Annotated in this window: 15 protein-coding genes and 1 pseudogene; 8 read left to right on the plus strand and 8 right to left on the minus strand. The window is 64.6% G+C overall.

Annotated elements, in window-relative coordinates; translation table 11 throughout:
- Together B0E46_RS17785 and B0E46_RS14585 are read left to right on the plus strand one after the other, a co-directional pair.
- Positions 1-2,569 (plus strand): annotated as a pseudogene (locus B0E46_RS17785) (S-layer family protein); the annotation flags it as partial.
- A 38-nt stretch (positions 2,570-2,607) separates the two neighbouring features.
- Positions 2,608-3,717: a hypothetical protein gene (locus tag B0E46_RS14585; RefSeq protein ID WP_139350569.1), complete on the plus strand. Its 1,110-nt coding sequence runs from the start codon at positions 2,608-2,610 to the stop codon at positions 3,715-3,717.
- Positions 3,718-3,869: 152 nt separating this feature from the next.
- Here the strand turns inward: B0E46_RS14585 and tssA are convergent, their stop codons facing one another.
- From tssA to B0E46_RS14600, 3 genes are all read right to left on the minus strand, one after another.
- Positions 3,870-4,946: a type VI secretion system protein TssA gene (gene tssA, locus B0E46_RS14590; RefSeq protein WP_254425177.1), complete on the minus strand. Its 1,077-nt coding sequence runs from the start codon at positions 4,944-4,946 to the stop codon at positions 3,870-3,872.
- A 215-nt stretch (positions 4,947-5,161) separates the two neighbouring features.
- Positions 5,162-5,449, minus strand: a complete 288-nt coding sequence (locus B0E46_RS14595; RefSeq protein WP_077556908.1) for a hypothetical protein — start codon at positions 5,447-5,449, stop codon at positions 5,162-5,164.
- A 24-nt stretch (positions 5,450-5,473) separates the two neighbouring features.
- A complete protein-coding gene (locus B0E46_RS14600; protein WP_077556507.1) occupies positions 5,474-6,028 on the minus strand; it encodes an NAD(P)H-dependent oxidoreductase in 555 nt (184 codons plus the stop codon).
- 332 nt (positions 6,029-6,360) lie between these two features.
- On the opposite strand from B0E46_RS14600, the gene dapD reads away from it, so the two are divergent.
- The 5 genes from dapD (at position 6,361) to B0E46_RS14625 (ending at position 10,985) form a co-directional block, all read left to right on the plus strand.
- The gene (dapD, locus tag B0E46_RS14605) at positions 6,361-7,188 is read left to right on the plus strand and encodes a 2,3,4,5-tetrahydropyridine-2,6-dicarboxylate N-succinyltransferase (RefSeq protein ID WP_077556508.1); all 828 of its coding nucleotides are present in this window, start codon (positions 6,361-6,363) and stop codon (positions 7,186-7,188) included.
- Positions 7,185-7,541 carry a Spx/MgsR family RNA polymerase-binding regulatory protein gene (locus tag B0E46_RS14610; RefSeq protein ID WP_077556509.1) on the plus strand — a complete coding sequence of 119 codons (357 nt, stop codon included), beginning with the start codon at positions 7,185-7,187 and terminating at the stop codon, positions 7,539-7,541. The genes dapD and B0E46_RS14610 overlap by 4 nt, the downstream gene beginning before the upstream one ends.
- Positions 7,542-7,548: 7 nt before the next feature.
- Positions 7,549-8,613 carry a VIT1/CCC1 transporter family protein gene (locus B0E46_RS14615; RefSeq protein ID WP_077556510.1) on the plus strand — a complete coding sequence of 355 codons (1,065 nt, stop codon included), beginning with the start codon at positions 7,549-7,551 and terminating at the stop codon, positions 8,611-8,613.
- A gap of 77 nt (positions 8,614-8,690) precedes the next feature.
- Positions 8,691-9,839, plus strand: a complete 1,149-nt coding sequence (dapE, locus tag B0E46_RS14620; protein WP_077556511.1) for a succinyl-diaminopimelate desuccinylase — start codon at positions 8,691-8,693, stop codon at positions 9,837-9,839.
- A gap of 66 nt (positions 9,840-9,905) precedes the next feature.
- Positions 9,906-10,985, plus strand: coding sequence for a class I SAM-dependent methyltransferase (locus B0E46_RS14625; RefSeq protein WP_077556512.1), 1,080 nt, complete (start codon positions 9,906-9,908; stop codon positions 10,983-10,985).
- 38 nt (positions 10,986-11,023) lie between these two features.
- Here B0E46_RS14625 and B0E46_RS14630 read toward each other — a convergent pair whose 3' ends face one another.
- Together B0E46_RS14630 and B0E46_RS14635 are read right to left on the minus strand one after the other, a co-directional pair.
- Positions 11,024-13,447: a penicillin acylase family protein gene (locus B0E46_RS14630; protein ID WP_077556513.1), complete on the minus strand. Its 2,424-nt coding sequence runs from the start codon at positions 13,445-13,447 to the stop codon at positions 11,024-11,026.
- Positions 13,444-14,262, minus strand: a complete 819-nt coding sequence (locus B0E46_RS14635) for a phosphodiester glycosidase family protein (protein ID WP_077556514.1) — start codon at positions 14,260-14,262, stop codon at positions 13,444-13,446. The genes B0E46_RS14630 and B0E46_RS14635 overlap by 4 nt, the downstream gene beginning before the upstream one ends.
- 276 nt (positions 14,263-14,538) lie before the next feature.
- Between B0E46_RS14635 and B0E46_RS14640 the strand changes: the two genes are divergently transcribed.
- Positions 14,539-15,027, plus strand: a complete 489-nt coding sequence (locus B0E46_RS14640) for an 8-oxo-dGTP diphosphatase (RefSeq protein ID WP_077556515.1) — start codon at positions 14,539-14,541, stop codon at positions 15,025-15,027.
- 52 nt (positions 15,028-15,079) lie between these two features.
- Here B0E46_RS14640 and B0E46_RS14645 read toward each other — a convergent pair whose 3' ends face one another.
- The 3 genes from B0E46_RS14645 to B0E46_RS14655 all read right to left on the minus strand — a co-directional run bounded on the left by B0E46_RS14645 (position 15,080) and on the right by B0E46_RS14655 (position 16,669).
- On the minus strand, positions 15,080-15,856 hold the full coding sequence (locus B0E46_RS14645; protein ID WP_139350570.1) for a biotin/lipoate A/B protein ligase family protein: 777 nt from the start codon (positions 15,854-15,856) through the stop codon (positions 15,080-15,082).
- Positions 15,853-16,143 carry a biotin--protein ligase gene (locus B0E46_RS14650; protein ID WP_077556516.1) on the minus strand — a complete coding sequence of 97 codons (291 nt, stop codon included), beginning with the start codon at positions 16,141-16,143 and terminating at the stop codon, positions 15,853-15,855. The genes B0E46_RS14645 and B0E46_RS14650 overlap by 4 nt, the downstream gene beginning before the upstream one ends.
- Positions 16,144-16,225: 82 nt before the next feature.
- Positions 16,226-16,669 (minus strand): hypothetical protein, encoded by a 444-nt coding sequence (locus B0E46_RS14655; protein ID WP_343124474.1) that lies wholly within the window; start codon positions 16,667-16,669, stop codon positions 16,226-16,228.
- Positions 16,670-16,684: the final 15 nt, after the last annotated feature.

The following is a 16,684-nucleotide window of genomic DNA, read 5'->3' on the forward strand; positions in this document are numbered from 1 at the left end:
CCTGGGTAGCGGCAGCATTGGCGGCAACCTGCAGGCGACCAGCAACAACGGTGCGGTCAGCGAGAGCGGCGCACTGGCGGTGAGCGGCACGAGCAACATCAATGCGGGGACGGGCGCGATCACGCTGGCCAATGCCGGGAACAACTTCACGGGAGCGGTGAGCCTGACCGGTGGCACGACGCAGATCACGGATGCGGGTGCATTGACGCTGGGTGCATCGAGCACGGGGGCGCTGACAGTGACCTCGGCTGGCCTGGCGATCAATGGTGCAGTGAACAGCACCACGGTGACGTTGAACTCGAGCGGCGCGATCAGCGAAGGAGGCAGCGGCAGCCTGACCACAGGCAGCTTGAGCGGCCACTCGGTTGGTGCGACGACGCTCAACGGTGCGAACAAGATCGGTACGTTGGGCAGCTTCGATGCCGCTGGCTTCAGCCTGACCAATGCACAGGCGTTGACGGTGGACGGTCCCTTGAATGGTGGTGCGAATGTCTCGCTGACGACGACCGCGGGTGATCTGGCGATCAATGGCGCGGTATCTGGCACGACCACGATGCTGACCTCCGCCGGTGCGATCACCGAAGGGGCGAATGGTGCGATCACCGCCGGAACGTTGACCGGAAGTTCGGTCGGCTCGACCGATCTGGATGGTGCCAATCACGTCGATGTCCTTGGCGCTTTCAATGCCGACTTCAGCCTGACCAATGCACAGACATTGACGGTAACCGGCCCGCTGAACGGTGGCCCAAGCGTGACGCTGACGACGACCGCAGGCGACTTGATCATCGATGGTGCGATCAATGGCACGACGACGACGCTGACCTCCGCCGGGGCGATCACCGAAGGAGCGGCTGGTGTGATCACAGCCGATACCCTGATGGGCAGTTCGCTGGGCGCGACCACGCTCAATGGCGCAAACCTGATCGGTACTCTGGGCAGCTTCAGTGCGGCGAATTTCGCGCTGACCAACGCGCAAGGGTTGACGGTGGTTGGCCCATTGAATGGCGGGGCCAGCACTTCGCTGGCGACGACCTCGGGTGATCTGGCGATCAACGGTGCCGTCAACGGCACGACGACGACGCTGACTTCGGCCGGTGCGATTACCGAAGGTACAGGCGGTGCAATCACGGCCGGCACCTTGACGGGCGGTTCGACAGGCGCCACGACGCTGAATGGCACGAACGTGATCGGCACACTGGGCAGCTTCAGTGCAGCAGGCTTTAGTCTGACTGATGCACAGGCATTGACCGTAGATGGTTCGTTGAATGGTGGCTCCAGCACTTCGTTGACGACGACCTCGGGTGATCTGGCGATCAACGGTGCCGTCAACGGCACGACGACGACGCTGACTTCAGCCGGTGCAATAACCGAAGGTGCGGGCGGTGCAATCACGGCAGGCACATTGACGGGCAGCTCGGTGGGCAGCACCACGCTCAATGGTGCGAACAAGGTTGGCACGCTGGGCAGCTTCAGCGCAGCGGGTTTTGCGTTGACCAATGCGCAGAGTCTGTCAGTGAATGGCCCGATCAATGGTGGCGCCAGCACCTCGCTGACGACGACCTCGGGTGATCTGGCGATCAACGGTGCCGTGAACGGTACTGCGACGACGCTGAAATCGGCAGGCACCATCACCGAAGGAGCGAATGGTGTTGTCACGGCGAGTACGCTGAACGGCCAATCGGCCGGAGCAACGACGCTCAATGGTGCGAACAAGATCGGTACGCTGGGCAGTTTCAGTGCGGCAAACTTCGCACTGACCAACGCGCAGGCATTGACGGTGAGCGGGCCGCTGAATGGCGGCGCCAGCACGGCACTGACGACGACATCGGGTGGCTTGACGATCAATGGTTCCGTAAATGGCACGATGACCACGCTGAAATCGGCGGGTGCGATCACCGAAGGGACCGCCGGCGTCATCACTGCAGGCACGCTGAGCGGGCAGGCGGTTGGCCCGACCATGCTCGGCAGCAGCACGCAGACCAATAACAACATGGTCAGCATGCTGGGCAACTTCTCTTCCACAGCCGGTTTCAGCATGACCAACACCACCACGCTGACGCTGGTTTCGGTCGGTGGTAGCGCGTTCAGCGTGAATGCGGGCACCTCGGCGTTCTACCTGTCGGTGACCAATGGCAACCTGTTCCAGACGGGCACCATCTCCCAGAATGGTGCCGTGCAGGTCTCTAATGCCACGGTGTTCGACGGACAGGGCGTATGGGGTTCCACTGGCCGCATGGGTATGGCATCGGCACCGATCTTCGTGGTGGGCACCGGCCTGCAGATGGTCGCCAATGTAGGTATGCCGCCCGCGTACTTCTACGCGGTGGACAGCAGCGGAAACCTGCTGCCCTTGGGTGGCGGTTTTGCGGTCAACCTGCCTACGGCAACGGGCACCGGCAGCGCACAGAACGGCAACCATGGCGACTCTTACATCGATCCGAGCGTGATCACCGCCAACTACCGGTCGTACGGCATCGTGCCGTCCGGTTTGCGCTTGCCTGCCGACCAGCAAAGCGGTTGCGACCCGGATCAGCCGGATCAGCAGGATTGCCAGCAGGATGTTCAGTGATTCCGTGAGTTGATTGGCATGCATGGGATGATTCATTCATGAAAGCAGGCAGGCTCGGCGCAGGCATCTTGTTCGGATTGCTTGCGCCGTGCTTTATCGCTCCAGTACCGGCGCAGATCGCTCCCCGGCTGACCGGAGCGACCATTCTCACCCAGCTTGAAACGGCTCGGCATGACTTGGCTGCCCGCGCCGCAAGCCTGCCCAACTCCAGTCTTGCGGCGACTAGTCAGCGGCTTGCGCAACTTGCGGAAGCACTGCGCAAGGCACTTGGCAATGACGCAGAAAAACCGATCGACATCATCGGCACGGATGCAAAAGCCAGCGCTTATCGCGCCTCTGCAGCAGTCCAGCGCACGCAGGCGTATCTCGATGCGACCAAGGGCTGCCTTACGGCTGATGCGACAACAATGGCGGATGCATTGGCCACGACGGTGGATCTGCTTGCCAGCGAATCCGGTTCGTCCAAGACGCAGCCCGTGATCAACGGGGTCGAGACCATGGATCACCGACAGTTGTTCGTACTGGGCAACGGCAGCAAGGAAGTGGCTTTCGCCTTGGTGGGTACGAATCTGGTCGATACCCAGTGCGAGGATCCGTTGGTCAGCGCGACTGACCGGCAGGGCAAGCGGCTGGCCATCCAGCCCAGTGTCACTGGCGTATCGCCAAGCCGTATCGAGTTGAAGCTGGCGAACAGTGCCGATCTCCAGTCGGGCAGCTATGTATTGCATGTGCAGTCCAAGCACAAGGCGTTCCTGGTGGGCTGTACCGCACAGCCGGAGGCCATCGCCGTCGTGCAGGCCGCGCCGCCCGTGAAGGCTACGGTGAACTACGCGCTCACGGCGACTTGCCGCGCCAATGGTGCCGAGCATGCGATGCCACCCGTGACGGGAACGCTGCCGGATCTCGCCGGCGGCAATACCGTGTCGCAGCAAGTCGTCACGAATGGCTGCAGTGATCCAGTGAGCTACGCGATCACGGCCACCGTGACTTTCAGCGATGGACACAGTGCCTCGATCGGGCCGATCAGCCAGATCGCATCGGCGGGCATCACCGCCGGCTTGCAGGGCGGTTATTCACTGAGCTGGGACCCGTCGGTTCATCAGATTTTCGTGCACACCTCGCCAAGTACCTGCAAGGGTGTTTACTGAATCACCGATCCGGCCCAGGTCGGCCAAGCGGTCGTGGCCATGACATGGTGCGCAAGCACATGCTGAAATGCCGGCATCGGTTGTGTACTGCGTCGAGGATGCCCCGTCAGGGTGGGGCATCCGTGGCACTCCTCGGCCTGAGTCTCCTGGCCTCAGCTATCCTCGGGCTCGCCGGAAACAATCCGCAGTTCCGAGATGCCGCCTGGCGCCAGATCCTTGAGCAGGTCCATGAAGTCTCTGCCGACCAACCGTTGCGCTCGGCGTAGCAGCAGGGGGACAGGGCTCGATGGCTCGCACTTGTTGTAGTAATCACACAGCTCGTCAATTCTGCGGATGACATCCTGCGGCCCGCTGATGGCGCCTGTGGATGCACGGACGGCGCCCCCGCTGCCACCGCCGTCACCCCCGCCGCTGCCATCCTCTTCGCCTGCCACATCCAGTTGCGGCAGGCGCCGTGCGAGCTGTGGATCCAGAAACTTCTTCACTTCGTAGATGTCGCTGAGCAGGGTTTTCAAATCCGGCCCGGCGCTGCCCACGTGATCGGTGAAAATGCGGTCGATGGCCTTGGCGTGTTCGAGCGACTCGCTGATGGCGGCAGTGATCGCCACCAGATCCTCCTCGGGGCAATCCATGCAGCAGGCTTCGATTTCAGTCATCGATGCTTCCGGCCCGCTGCTCTCCGTGGTGGTCTTCAATGTACCGTTGGCGATGCGCAAGTCGCGCAAGGCAAACCGGCCCATGCGGGGCGACTGCACGAAAGGCGTGGTGCGGAAGAAGCGCAGTACGCCCTGCACATCGCCAAGCGGAACGACGGCATTGACGCGTGAAGTCGGATCGTTGTCGTCTTCGGCATCAAGCTGCGGATGCACGTCGTCCCAGAAGTGTTCCAGCAGGCCTCGTACCAGGCCCAGGCCGGCATTCCAGCCTGGCATGCCGGAAGTTCGCATCCAGGCGGTAGTGAGGTGAACCGCGGCGCGCAGGTCCTTGGAGCGGCCGAGCACGGCTTCGGCCAGTTCGATGACCTTGTCCCAATCGGGGTCTTCGGCCGCCTTGACGGTGTCCCCCACCGCGCGCTCGGCCTTGGGCGCGGCGGCACGTTCGAGTGCGAGAAATTCCGCGTCGTATTCCAGGTCGTCACCCGACGGGGTGTCATCGCTGATCGGCGCCAGCAAGGACTCCAGATTGAATTGCCTCATGGCTTTACACCGCAGCTGGAAGGGTTTCGGCATTATCACAAATTATGGATACAAAACCAGTTGTTCAATCCGTTCAGGAGGTGCCCGAAAACCGGTTGGCGGCGGGTATCCATATGCCCGGGCCAGTTAGCCTGCAAATATTGAAAAATGGAATGGAACACAGGCGATCGCAGCCTGATGCGAATCACTCGGGTCTGCTGATCAACCCTGCGCCGCGCGATAGCGAAAATCCGTGCCCGGGATTTTCGCTATTCGTCCTCAGGCTCACCCTGGTCCGGCGCAACATAGTCGGGATCTTCCGAATCGCGCGCGTGTGCGATCGCGTTCTGCAGGCGAAGGTTAAGCCTGTCCCAGGCCAGGATCACCTTGCCCGAGTGAACGGCATCGACAGCTGAGAGCGATACCACGAAATCGCCCGCGTTTTCGATATAGATGACCAGCTCCGGCAGGCCGTGGCGGATTTCGCGAACGGAGCCGACTCCTTCGTCGCCGTCGGCGACGAAGACCATGAATCCCTCGCGGATCTGTTCATGCATGACGCGCTCCACCTGTAGCATTTTTCAGCGGGCGAAGCGCCTTATCCATGCGCTGTAGTTGTCGACAAAGCCCTGCAGGAATTTCCGGGTGCCATCGTTGCTGATCGAACCGTCGTCGGCGATCAATTCGTCCTTGAAATGGATAAACACTTCCGGCTGGGCCAGCACGGGCACGTCCAGATAGGCCAGCACGTTGCGCAGATGTTGTTGCGCCAGTGCCGTGCCAGTCGAGCCGACCGAGGTACCGATCACCGCACCGGGTTTGCCAGCAAACGAGTTGGTGCCCCAGGGGCGCGAGGCGATGTCGATGGCGTTCTTGAGCACGCCGGGTATCGAGCGGTTGTATTCGGGCGTGACGAACAGCAGTCCGTCGGCCGATTCAATATCCTTCTTCAGGCGGATGGCGGCTGCCGGATAGGCGGCATCGAAATCCTGCGAATAAAGCGGCAGATCGTTGATCTGGACATGCTTGAAGCCGAATTCGGCCGGGGCGAGCTTTTCAATTGCACGGGCAAGCCGGCGGTTGAACGAATCCACGCGCAGACTGCCAACCAGTACGGCGATCTTCAGCTGACTCATGGACGCTTCTCCTGTGAGTGGCGCTAAGGCGGACAAGCAACGTACGGTCTTGAAGCGGCGCCAAGGCAATCCGTCGCCCAATAGCTTTTCGGCGGAAAGCGGTGGCACGTGCATTTGTGCATGCGGGTGACCCAATCTACGCCGGTGTGGTGTCAAATCCAATCACGAGGTCGCGCCCGGTAGGGCAGGGTTCCCATACTCCAATCCCCCGTTGCCGAGGACGGGTCGATTTCGCCGGTCGTTGCGGCAACGACTGTTGCAGCCGTGTACTCTTGGCGGTCAGCCAAGGCACCTGCCTTCACCCGTTTGTCTTCAACTCGTGAATAACGCCCATGCAAGCCATTGAAGCCCTGATCGACGATGCCTTCGCGCGTCGTAGCGAACTGACCCATGCCGAAATCGAGACCCACCTTCGCCCCGCGGTGAACCAGGTGATCGAGTTGCTCGAATCCGGCGAGCGCCGCGTGGCCGAACCGGATGGCCACGGCGGCTGGACGGTGAACCAGTGGCTCAAGAAGGCCGTGTTGCTGTATTTCCGCATCAACGACAACCGCGTGGTCGACGGTGGTCCGGCACAGGCATTCGACAAGGTTCCGCTGCGCTTCGCCCACGGCAATGACACCGAGCTGCAGAACCTTGGCGCGCGCGTGGTGCCCGGTGCGCTGGTGCGTCGCGGCGCGCATATCGCGAAGGATGCGGTGCTGATGCCGAGCTACGTCAACATCGGTGCCTACGTGGGTGCCGGCACGATGGTCGATACCTGGGCCACGGTGGGCTCCTGTGCGCAGATCGGCGCTGGCGTGCACCTGTCCGGCGGCGTCGGCATCGGTGGGGTGCTGGAGCCGCTGCAGGCCAACCCGACCATCATCGAGGACAACTGCTTCGTCGGTGCGCGTTCGGAAGTGGTCGAAGGGGTGGTGGTGGAACGCGGCAGCGTGATCGGCATGGGCGTGTTCCTGGGCCAGAGCACACGCATCTACAATCGCGCCACCGGCGAAACCAGTTATGGCCGCGTGCCGGCCGGCAGCGTGGTGGTATCCGGCAGCTTGCCGGCGAAGGACGGCAGCCACAGCCTGTATGCCGCGATCATCGTCAAGCAGGTGGATGAGAAGACGCGCAGCAAGACCGGCATCAACGAACTGCTGCGGAGCGCCGAATGAGCCCGGTCATCTACGGTCTGCCCAATTGCGATACCTGCAAGAAGGCACGCAACTGGTTGGCCCGGTTCAACGTCGAACACAGCTTCGTCGACTACCGCGCGGATCCCGTGCCGGCGGCCACGCTGAAAGCCTGGGCGCAGCAGCTCGGCGGCTGGGAGAAACTGGTCAACAAGTCCTCGACCACCTGGCGCAACCTGCTGCCGCAGCGCAAGAACCCCGGCAGTGATCCGGAGTGGACGCTGCTGCTGAAGGAATACCCGGCGCTGATCCGCCGCCCGGTGGTCGTGCAGGCAGACGGTTCAGTGAGCGTCGGCTACACCGACAACGGCTTCAAGAAACTGTTCGGTCATTGATGCCGACATGACGAATCATCGAGCGCGGCGGTTTGCGAGCAATCTGCGGATCGAGCGCGATAATGGCGCGCTTTACGCACGGCTGGCTGAGCTGGCCACCGATGCGCGATTGAGTCGTGTCTATCGGCGCATCGCCGCTGGCGAACAGGCCAACGCGGGTTTCTGGGAGGCGCGCCTGCGCGAGCTCGGCATGCCTGTGCCGCCCATGCGCGTCGGCCTGCGCGTGCGCGCGTTGAGCTGGTTCGCGCAGCGCTTCGGCACGGAGTTCGTGATGCCGACCGTGGTGCGGCTGGAACATGCCGACCACGACGACACGCCGGTGGATCGCAGCGGTCATCGCGACCATTTCGTGTCGCCGCGCGAGCATGGCATGCTCGATGGCCGGCACCGCACGCAGAGCGGCAATACGCTGCGCGCCGCGGTGCTGGGAGCCAACGACGGGCTGGTTTCCAATGTCAGCCTGGTGATGGGCATGGCTGGGGCAGTATCGGGCGATCGCGCCGTGCTGCTGGCTGGCCTTGCCGGACTGGTGGCCGGTGCCTGCTCGATGGCACTGGGCGAATGGCTGTCGGTGAACAGTTCGCGCGAGTTCTACCAGGCGCAGATCACCGAGCGGGCCGAGCGCCTCGCGGTGGCACCGGAAGATGGCCTGGAGCACATCGCGGGCATTTATCGCGAGAAAGGGCTGGAACCGAATGCTGCCGAACACCTGGCCGAGCATATCGCGGAGACGCCGCGCGCCGCGCTGGACATGCTGGTGCGCGAGGACCTGGGCGTCGACCCGGGCGAACTCGGCGGCTCGGCGTATGGCGCAGCGGTCTCGTCGTTCTGCCTGTTTGCGTGCGGTGCGCTGTTTCCGGTGGCGCCGTACTTCTTCCTTGGCGGCCATGCGGCGCTGCTGGGCAGCATCGGCTCCACCGCGGCCGGGCTGACCCTGATCGGCATCGGCACCTCGCTGTTCACCGGACGCAGCATGCTGTTCTCGGTGGCTCGCCAGTTCGGCATCACCGCGGCGGCCGCCATGATCACCTATGCGGTGGGCCATCTGCTGGGTGTGCTGCTGGGCGGCTGATCGGGCTGACGGCAAGCCGGTGCGCGGGCTTGGTATGCTGCGCAGGCTTTTGCCTCCCTGGTCTACCGTGAGTGTCCATGTCCGACGTCCTTGATCTAGCCTGTGACCTGATCCGCCGCCGCTCGGTGACGCCGGAAGATGCGGGTTGCCTGCCGCTGCTGGGCGAGCGACTGACCCATGCGGGTTTTCGGGTCGAGCATCTGCGTTACGGTGAGGTTGACAACCTATGGGCAACGCACGGCGACAGCGGCCACACACTGGCCTTTCTCGGTCATACCGATGTGGTGCCGAGCGGGCCGGAAGCGTCGTGGCAGAGCCCGCCATTCGAGCCGACGATCCGCCATGGCCGTCTATACGGCCGCGGTGCTGCCGACATGAAAGGTTCGGTGGCGGCGATGGTGGTGGCGCTGGAGCAGTTCGTGGCGGCGCATCCTGATCATCGCGGCCGGGTCGGCCTGCTGCTGACCAGCGACGAGGAGGGGCCGGCCAATCTCGACGGAGTGCGCAAGGTGGTCGAGCATTTTCGTGCCATCGGCGAGCGCATCGACTGGTGCGTGGTCGGCGAGCCGTCGGCGAAGGAAAAGCTGGGTGACCTGATCCGCGTGGGCCGTCGCGGCTCGCTGTCGGGCACGCTCAGCGTGCGTGGCGTGCAGGGGCATGTGGCGTATCCGGAGAAGGCGCTGAACCCGATCCATGCATTCGCGCCGGCCCTGGCCGAGCTGGCTGCCGAGCGCTGGGACGAAGGCAATGGCGACTTTCCACCGACTTCGTTCCAGGTTTCCAACCTCAACGCAGGTACCGGCGCCAACAACGTGATTCCCGGCGGACTGCGGGCGCTGATCAATTTCCGTTATTGCACGGCCAGTCGTGCGGAGGATCTGCGTGCGCGCACCGAGGCGATCCTGCGCCGGCATGGCCTCGACTTCGAGTGCGAGTGGAACCTTTCCGGCGAGCCGTTCCTCACGCCGCCGGGCGGCCTGCTGCGCAAGACCGTGGTCGGCGTATGCCGCGAGCTGTACGGTCTCGATCCCGAACAGAGCACCGGCGGCGGCACTTCGGATGGCCGCTTCATCGCGCCGATGGGCGCCGAAGTCGTCGAGATCGGCCCGGTCAATGCAACGATCCACAAGGTGGACGAGTGCGTCGCACTGGAGGAGCTGGAGCAATTGCCGGCGATATACCGGACGGTTTGTGAACGATTGCTGCTGCGTGAAGACTTGCGATAGGCATGCATCGATTCCGTGTGGCACTGTCCCATCTGGCGATCGGGACTGGAACGTGCGGATCAGTACATGTCGGAAAGCATCGAAAGCGAGTCATCCATGGCACTTGGGCATGCCCCCTGGCCAGCCGACGAACTGGAGCGCGTGGCGACGTGTCCGGTATGTGGCGGCAGTGACCGCGACATGCTCCACGGCGGCCTGGTGGACAACGCCTTCTTCGTCGCTCCGGGCCGCTGGAATCTCTATCGTTGCACGCATTGCCACAGTGCCTATCTTGACCCGCGACCGAACGAGGCGGGCATCGGCAAGGCCTATGGGGTCTATTACACGCACGCCGCCGAAAGCCCGCGTGGCGGGTCGGGCAACCCGGGTGCCGTGCGGCAGCTGAAGCTGGCATTGACGAACGGCTATCTCAATTCCCGCTACGGCACGCGGCGGCAGCCGGCAAGCAGGCTGGGCGTGTGGCTGGCGAAGGTTTTGCCGGTGCGCCGGCAGAAGCGCGATGCGGAGTTTCGCTATCTGCCAAAGCCGCGACCGGGCCAGCGCCTGCTGGACATCGGTTGTGGCAATGGCGACTTTCTGGTGAACGCGCGCGACGCAGGCTGGAGCGTGACAGGGATCGATACCGATCCCAAGGCGGTGGCGGTCGCGCGGCAGCGCAACCTCGATGCCAGGGTGGGTTCGGTCGATTTGTTCGCCAGCGAATCGGCTTGTTTCGACGTCGTCACGCTGAGCCATGTGCTGGAACATCTGCATGAACCCAGGTGCTTCCTCCAGGCCGTCCATCGCCTGCTGAAGCCCGGTGGCGTGATCTTTGTCGATACCCCGAACATCGAAAGCCGCGGGGCGCGATATTGGGGCAGGAACTGGCGCGGTCTGGAAACACCGCGGCATCTGCTGCTTTTCAGTCGTGCCGGATTGCTTGGCATGTTGAAGGCCGCCGGCTTCGAGAGCATCCAAACGAAGCGGCGCACGGCCGTCAGGCGATCGATGTACCTGGCCAGCCTGCGGATGCAGATGGGCAAGTCGCCAGACCGGTCGGAGCCGGCCCGCTTGCCGTGGCTGATGCGCCTCCGTCTGAGCTGGCCGGTGGCCAGCGTGCGGGAGGATGAGTTCCTGACGTTCCTGGCGCGGAAAGGCCGTGCATGAGGAGCACCATACGGCGGTGGGTTTCGCCCGAATCAGGCTCAGCCTGCGGCTGGCTCCAGTATCAACGTGTGCTGCGCCGATCCCGGCAATAACGGGGTGGGGCGGCCCTTGACCCAGTCCGCATGTCCCGCGCCGAAATAAGGCGACAGCGGGTGGTCGCTCTGCCCACCGGGCATCTCCAGGATGCCCTGCGCCTCATGGCCAGGCGCCACGTCGAAGCGTTCGGACGCTCCGAAGCCGGGAGCGGCGACGCGCGGCATGTTGTTGTCGCCAGGCAGCGGCTGGTCGGGCATGTCGATCAGACGGCCGAGCCAGTGCGGCAGGGCCGCAGACAGCGGGTGATTGATCTCGCTGGGGTTGTGCTCGCCCCAGGTGCGTGCGGCGAGCCCGCCAGGCTGCTGGCCGAGTTCGGTGGCCGTCTGGCGTGCGGCGTCGACAAGCAGGGCCGGCCAATCGTGGTATTTCGGATCGAGCAACTGCATCGGTTGGGCCTGGATCAGCGCCCATACCGCGGCTTCGGCGCTGTTTTCGCCGGGCCAGCTGAAGTCGCCGTAGCGCCGCTTCACCTGTGCCGCGAACGGTGCCAGCACCGCCTGGCTGACCTTGCTGCGGAACGCGCGCACCAGGCGGTAGTCGACGCTATCGATCGCGGCGTGGCCTTGCCAGGTCGCGCTGAGCTGACGCAGTTGCTGCAGAGCCGGATCCCGATGGTCGGCCAAGGTCTGCTGCAGCAGCTGTTGCCAGCGGCTCAGCAGCACGGCGCGGTTATCCAGCTGGATATCGAGCAGGTCGGCGGGGGTGAAGCCGGCGCGTGCGCGCAGATCGTCGCGGATCTGCTGCGCGCGCGCGCCAAGGTCGTGGCCGCCATTGCCGAGCAGGGCCAGCGCATCGCCGTCCACCGTGCGGTTGTTGGCCGTCCACAGGCGGCCGTCGGCGGGATTCTCGACACGCGGATACTGCGCCGGGGCGGCCCAGCCCTGCCAGCCGCTGCCGGGTTTGGTCCAGTCGGACGGCAGCTGCGGATCGATGCCGACACGCAGCGGAATGCTGTTGCCGGCCAGGGTCCAGCCGACATGCCCGGCGCTGTCGGCGACCAGCAGGTTCTGTGGCGGCATGCCGAGCCGCGGCGCGAGGTCCAGGGCGCTGACCACGTCAGGCATGCGCTCCAGCTGCATCAGTTCGACGTTGTAGCCGCGCGGCAGCGCGCCGATCCAGGCCAGGGCCAGTGGCGTACCGTCGGTGTCCTTGGCCATGATCGGACCCCAGCGGGTGTCCTCGACCTTGAGCAGGGTATCCGGCCGGCCCTTGACCTGGATGTGCTCGTCATGGCTCTCGATGCGTGCCCAGCCTTCGGGCACCTTGTAGCGGCCGGGATCGGCCGGGTCGCGCAGCACGCGGACCCAGTCCAGCCAGTCGCCATAGCTGTTGGTGAAGCCCCAGGCGATCTGGCCGTTGGAGCCGACCACGACGGCCGGCGTGCCGGGCAGGCTGACGCCGTTGACGTCGCGCAGACCGTTCGGCGCGTGCGGATCGGGGTAGCGCAGGCGCGTGCGGAACCAGATGTTGGGTACCCGCAGGCCCAGGTGCATGTCGTTGGCGAGTATGCCCGCACCGCTGCTGGTAAGCGTGCCCGCGACCGCGAAACTGTTGCTGCCTGGGCGTGCTGGATCGAGCGCCGATGCCAGTGCGGCGAGGCTGCCCTGCGGTACGGCTGGCGCGGCGCGGCGCAGGTCGAATACGTCGGCGGCCGGAATCACCGGTGCAGGCGACAAGGCTCCTTTCAGCGGTGCTTCCCAGTCGGGGTCGGGCGCCAGCAGGAAATCCACCAGTGGGCCGGGTAGCGCCGCGCGCATCTGGGCGATGTGCAGCTCGCGCTCGTTGCGGCCGTCGCCGTTGAGATCCAGGTACATCGCGGCGATCACCAGGGCGGTGTCTTCCGATCGCCACGGCTGCGGCTTGCTGCCGAGCAGCATGTACTCCCACGGCCGCACACGCAGATCGGTGAGGCCGGCGTTGACGCCGTCGCGGTAGCGGTCCAGTTCAAGCTTCTGTGCTGCAGGCAGCTGCGCATAAGCCGCTTCGACGACCGCACGCAGGCGGTGGCGACGATGGTTCAGGTCGAGCTTGAGCGCTGCCGGACCGACCAGCGCGGACAATTCGCCGGCGGCCACGCGGCGCATCAGGTCCATCGCGAAGTAGCGCTCCTGCGCATGCACGTAACCGAGCGCATAACTGATGTCGCTGCGGCTTTTTCCCTCGATGGTGACGGTGCCCAGCGCATCGCGGCTGATGCTGACGCTGGCGCCGAGGCCGGGCAGCGGGCGCTTGCCATCGAGCAGGGCACGGCTGCCGGCGAGCAGCCACCAGCCGGTGGCGAAGGCGCTCAGCAGCAGGGCCAGCAGCGCGAGCAGAATGCCGCGCAGCATGCGCCAGCGGCCAGTCGACCGGGTGTGCGCCGTCATGGCTTGGCAAACACGGCAAAGATGCCTGCATACGGTTTGACCATCAGGGCCGGTGCGCCGGCGTAGCCCTCGCCGTCGACATACAACTGCGAAATACTGCCATCCAGATAGAGCGCGTCTCGGCAGCCCAGCTTGTCGCGGAACAGCCGTCCGAAGGTATGGAAGTTTACGGGGGCCTCGCTGACGGCAAAGATCACCTGGGTCGGGGTTTTCACGCACACGCCGCTGCGCCATTTCAGGCTGGCGGAGTCGTCGACGAACTGCTCGTTGAGCTTGCCGTCGATCAGCAGCATCGGACCGGACTGGGTGGCCCACTGCGCGGGCTTGCCGTCGGCCTTGAATGCGGCGCTGCTGCGTACGGCGGCATGGCCGTCCGGATACACCGCGAAAACGCCGTTCGGCAGCAGCGAGAAATTGCCGGAGGCGGGATTGCCGTGCGACAGGTTCAGCGGCACGGCGGTCTTGCCGTTTTCCACATACAGGCCGAGCGGCGCGAACTGCTTGTCGTAGATCCCCGCATTGGTGGCAAACAGTAAGCGCTGGCCGCGCGCCTCGCCCCACTGGCGCAGCGCATCGATGCTGCCGAACGGCTGGCCGCTCTGCGGGTCGCGCCAGTGCAGGCTCAGCGGCTCGCGCCGGAGATCCAGCCGCACCACGCGGTAATTCTGGCCCTCGAAGGCCACTTCGCGGCTATCCAGCGCCTTGGCCGACGAGGTGCAGCCGGACAGGCAGCCCAGCAGCGCCAACGCCGGCAAGCTGCGGAGAAGGCGATGAGCGAGGCGATCGCGTCGTGATGGTTGAGCATGGGAACGCATGTGTCGATGGTCGCCGCCCAGCCGTGCCGGTGCAAGTCCGGCAAGAGGCCCCTATCGGAACCTCGAAAAATCATCGTCATCCCTGCGAAGGCAGGGAGCCAGTGCCTTTTGATTCAGTCACTGAAAGCCGCTGGATTCCTGCTTGACCAGCCGTTCGGCTGTGAAACCGCAGGAATGAAGAGAAATAGCCCGGTTTCGGGACTGCTTGTGCAGTGTGTGGTCAGGCGCGTGCAGGTGACTGCCGCTAGACTTTGCCTTTTGCCGTGGACTTCATCCATGCCGTATACCCCGATCGTGGCCACGCTCGGCTACGTGCTGTCGCCAGATCGCAGCGAAGTGCTGATGATCCACCGCAACGCGCGTCCGGACGACCTGCACCTGGGCAAATACAATGGCCTTGGCGGCAAGATGGAGGCGGGCGAGGACATCGCCGCCTGCATGCAACGCGAGATCCTCGAAGAGGCCGGCATCGTCTGCGAGTCGATGCGCCTGCGCGGCACGCTGAACTGGCCGGGTTTCGGCAAGCATGGCGAGGATTGGCTGGGCTTCATCTTCGTCATCGATGGCTATCGCGGCGAGCCGCACCGCGGCAATCACGAAGGCACGCTGGAATGGGTGCGGCGCGACAGGCTGATGGAGCTGCCGATGTGGGAAGGCGACCGCCATTTCCTGCCGCTGGTGTTCGACGACGATCCGCGCCCGTTCCATGGCGTGATGCCGTATCGCGACGGTCGCATGCAATCGTGGTCGTATACGCGGCTGTAGCGGTTTGGTCCGGCGCTGGCAGCCTCGACCGCTCCCGCCAGAGTTGCCCGGGCTACGGCACATCGGCCAGCCATGCCGCGCTGGCGAACTTGCCTTGCGCCATGGCTTCGGCGGCGGCCAGTTCGTCTGCTTGCAGGCTGCCATCGGCCAGGCCGTGCAGGCGGCGAAAGGTGGCGATCATGTGTTCGATCACCGCTTCGCGCGGCAGGCCAGTCTGGCTGCGCAGCGGGTCGACCCGCTTGGCCGCGCTGGCGGTGCCCTTGTCGGACAGCTTTTCGCGGCCGATGCGCAGCACGTCCAGCATCTTGGCGGCGTCGATGTCGTAGGCCATCGTCACGTGATGCAACACGGCGCCGCCACGATGCGTCTGCGCCGCGCCGGCGATCTTGCCCCCTGCGGAGGTGATGTCGTTGAGCGGCTGGTACCACGCCTTGATGCCCAGTTCGCCGAGTGCCTGCAGCACCCAGGCGTCGAGGAAGGCATAGGCTTCCTGAAACGACATGCCCTTGATCAGCGAAAGCGGGGCGTAGATCGAGTAGGTGATCGTGTTGCCCGGCTCGATGAACATCGCGCCGCCGCCGCTGACCCGGCGTACCACCTCGATGCCGTGGCGTTGTGCGGCTGCGGCGTCGACTTCGTTGCGCAGCGACTGGAAGCGGCCGATCACTACCGCCGGCGCGGCCCATTCCCAGATGCGCAGCGTCGGGGCGCGGCGATCGGCGCCGACCTCATGGGTCAGCACGTCGTCCAGCGCCATGTGCAGGGCGGGCGATTGCGGAATGGTGTGGATCAGCTGCCAGTCGTGGTCGCGCCAGTCGGTGCGCATCATGCCTCGGAACCCCGGTGCAGGGCACGGCCCACGGCGACCGCGATCGCCTCCGGCGACACGCCGTACATCATCACGTCAGGTGACAGCGCAGCGCGCAGCGCGTTGGCCAACGTGGCCTCGCCGGCATCCGCCGGTTGACCGTCCAGCGCGGCATTGATCCTGTGCAATGCACTGTCAGGCTCAAGGAAGAAGTCGCCGCTCAGCTGCACTTTCGCCAGGCGGCCGTCATGCACGTCAAGGTCGATCACCACCAGCTTGCCGCCGGGCATCTTGTACTCACCGTGCATCGTTCGCTTCCCTACGTTGCGAATAGCTGACCCGGCATGCTGGACTTGCTGATCGCCAGCCAAGCGTCATGTGGCTCCTGGCTCAGTAGCCGTGACTGCCATGGAAATTGCCCTGGCCGACACCGACCGAGAAGCTGATGGCGCCGGTGGGGTGGTCGCAATCGCCGAGGGGCTTGGTGATATTGACTTCGCCGGTCTGGTAGTTGCCGCTCACGTGGTTGCCGGCGACCACGCCCATGCCTACGCTGCCGTGCACCTGGGCATCGTTGTACTTGGAGTCGTCGCAGGTCGCTGCATCGGCGGTTCGGCTATCGCTCATGCGTCCGCTGGTATCGCCGTAATACGTGCCCGGTGCCGACTTGGCGGTTGCTGCGGTGGAGCTGGCGCTTGCCGGCTGGGCGGTGGTCGAGCTGGAGGCCGGTATGTCGCCGGGTGGCAGCTTGAGGTTCAGTGGCTTGGTGGCCGTTTGCGCCCAAGCCGAACCGACCAGCAGGGCGCCTGCCAAGGCGATGATCAGACGTTTCATGTTCATACGTGCTCC

This window comes from Rhodanobacter sp. B04 (assembly GCF_002001125.1).
GTDB lineage: Bacteria > Pseudomonadota > Gammaproteobacteria > Xanthomonadales > Rhodanobacteraceae > Rhodanobacter.

Excerpts from the sequence above, each read along its gene's own strand:
- B0E46_RS14625 (WP_077556512.1), top strand. The coding sequence starts at position 9,906 with ATGTCGGAAAGCATCGAAAGCGAGTCATCCATGGCACTTGGGCATGCC.
- B0E46_RS14655 (WP_343124474.1), bottom strand. The coding sequence starts at position 16,669 with ATGAAACGTCTGATCATCGCCTTGGCAGGCGCCCTGCTGGTCGGTTCG.
- dapE (WP_077556511.1), top strand. The coding sequence starts at position 8,691 with ATGTCCGACGTCCTTGATCTAGCCTGTGACCTGATCCGCCGCCGCTCG.
- B0E46_RS14595 (WP_077556908.1), bottom strand. The coding sequence starts at position 5,449 with ATGCATGAACAGATCCGCGAGGGATTCATGGTCTTCGTCGCCGACGGC.
- B0E46_RS14600 (WP_077556507.1), bottom strand. The coding sequence starts at position 6,028 with ATGAGTCAGCTGAAGATCGCCGTACTGGTTGGCAGTCTGCGCGTGGAT.
- B0E46_RS14630 (WP_077556513.1), bottom strand. The coding sequence starts at position 13,447 with ATGACGGCGCACACCCGGTCGACTGGCCGCTGGCGCATGCTGCGCGGC.
- tssA (WP_254425177.1), bottom strand. The coding sequence starts at position 4,946 with ATGCCGAAACCCTTCCAGCTGCGGTGTAAAGCCATGAGGCAATTCAAT.
- B0E46_RS14610 (WP_077556509.1), top strand. The coding sequence starts at position 7,185 with ATGAGCCCGGTCATCTACGGTCTGCCCAATTGCGATACCTGCAAGAAG.
- B0E46_RS14640 (WP_077556515.1), top strand. The coding sequence starts at position 14,539 with ATGCCGTATACCCCGATCGTGGCCACGCTCGGCTACGTGCTGTCGCCA.
- dapD (WP_077556508.1), top strand. The coding sequence starts at position 6,361 with ATGCAAGCCATTGAAGCCCTGATCGACGATGCCTTCGCGCGTCGTAGC.
- B0E46_RS14650 (WP_077556516.1), bottom strand. The coding sequence starts at position 16,143 with ATGCACGGTGAGTACAAGATGCCCGGCGGCAAGCTGGTGGTGATCGAC.
- B0E46_RS14585 (WP_139350569.1), top strand. The coding sequence starts at position 2,608 with ATGAAAGCAGGCAGGCTCGGCGCAGGCATCTTGTTCGGATTGCTTGCG.
- B0E46_RS14645 (WP_139350570.1), bottom strand. The coding sequence starts at position 15,856 with ATGATGCGCACCGACTGGCGCGACCACGACTGGCAGCTGATCCACACC.
- B0E46_RS14615 (WP_077556510.1), top strand. The coding sequence starts at position 7,549 with ATGACGAATCATCGAGCGCGGCGGTTTGCGAGCAATCTGCGGATCGAG.
- B0E46_RS14635 (WP_077556514.1), bottom strand. The coding sequence starts at position 14,262 with ATGCGTTCCCATGCTCAACCATCACGACGCGATCGCCTCGCTCATCGC.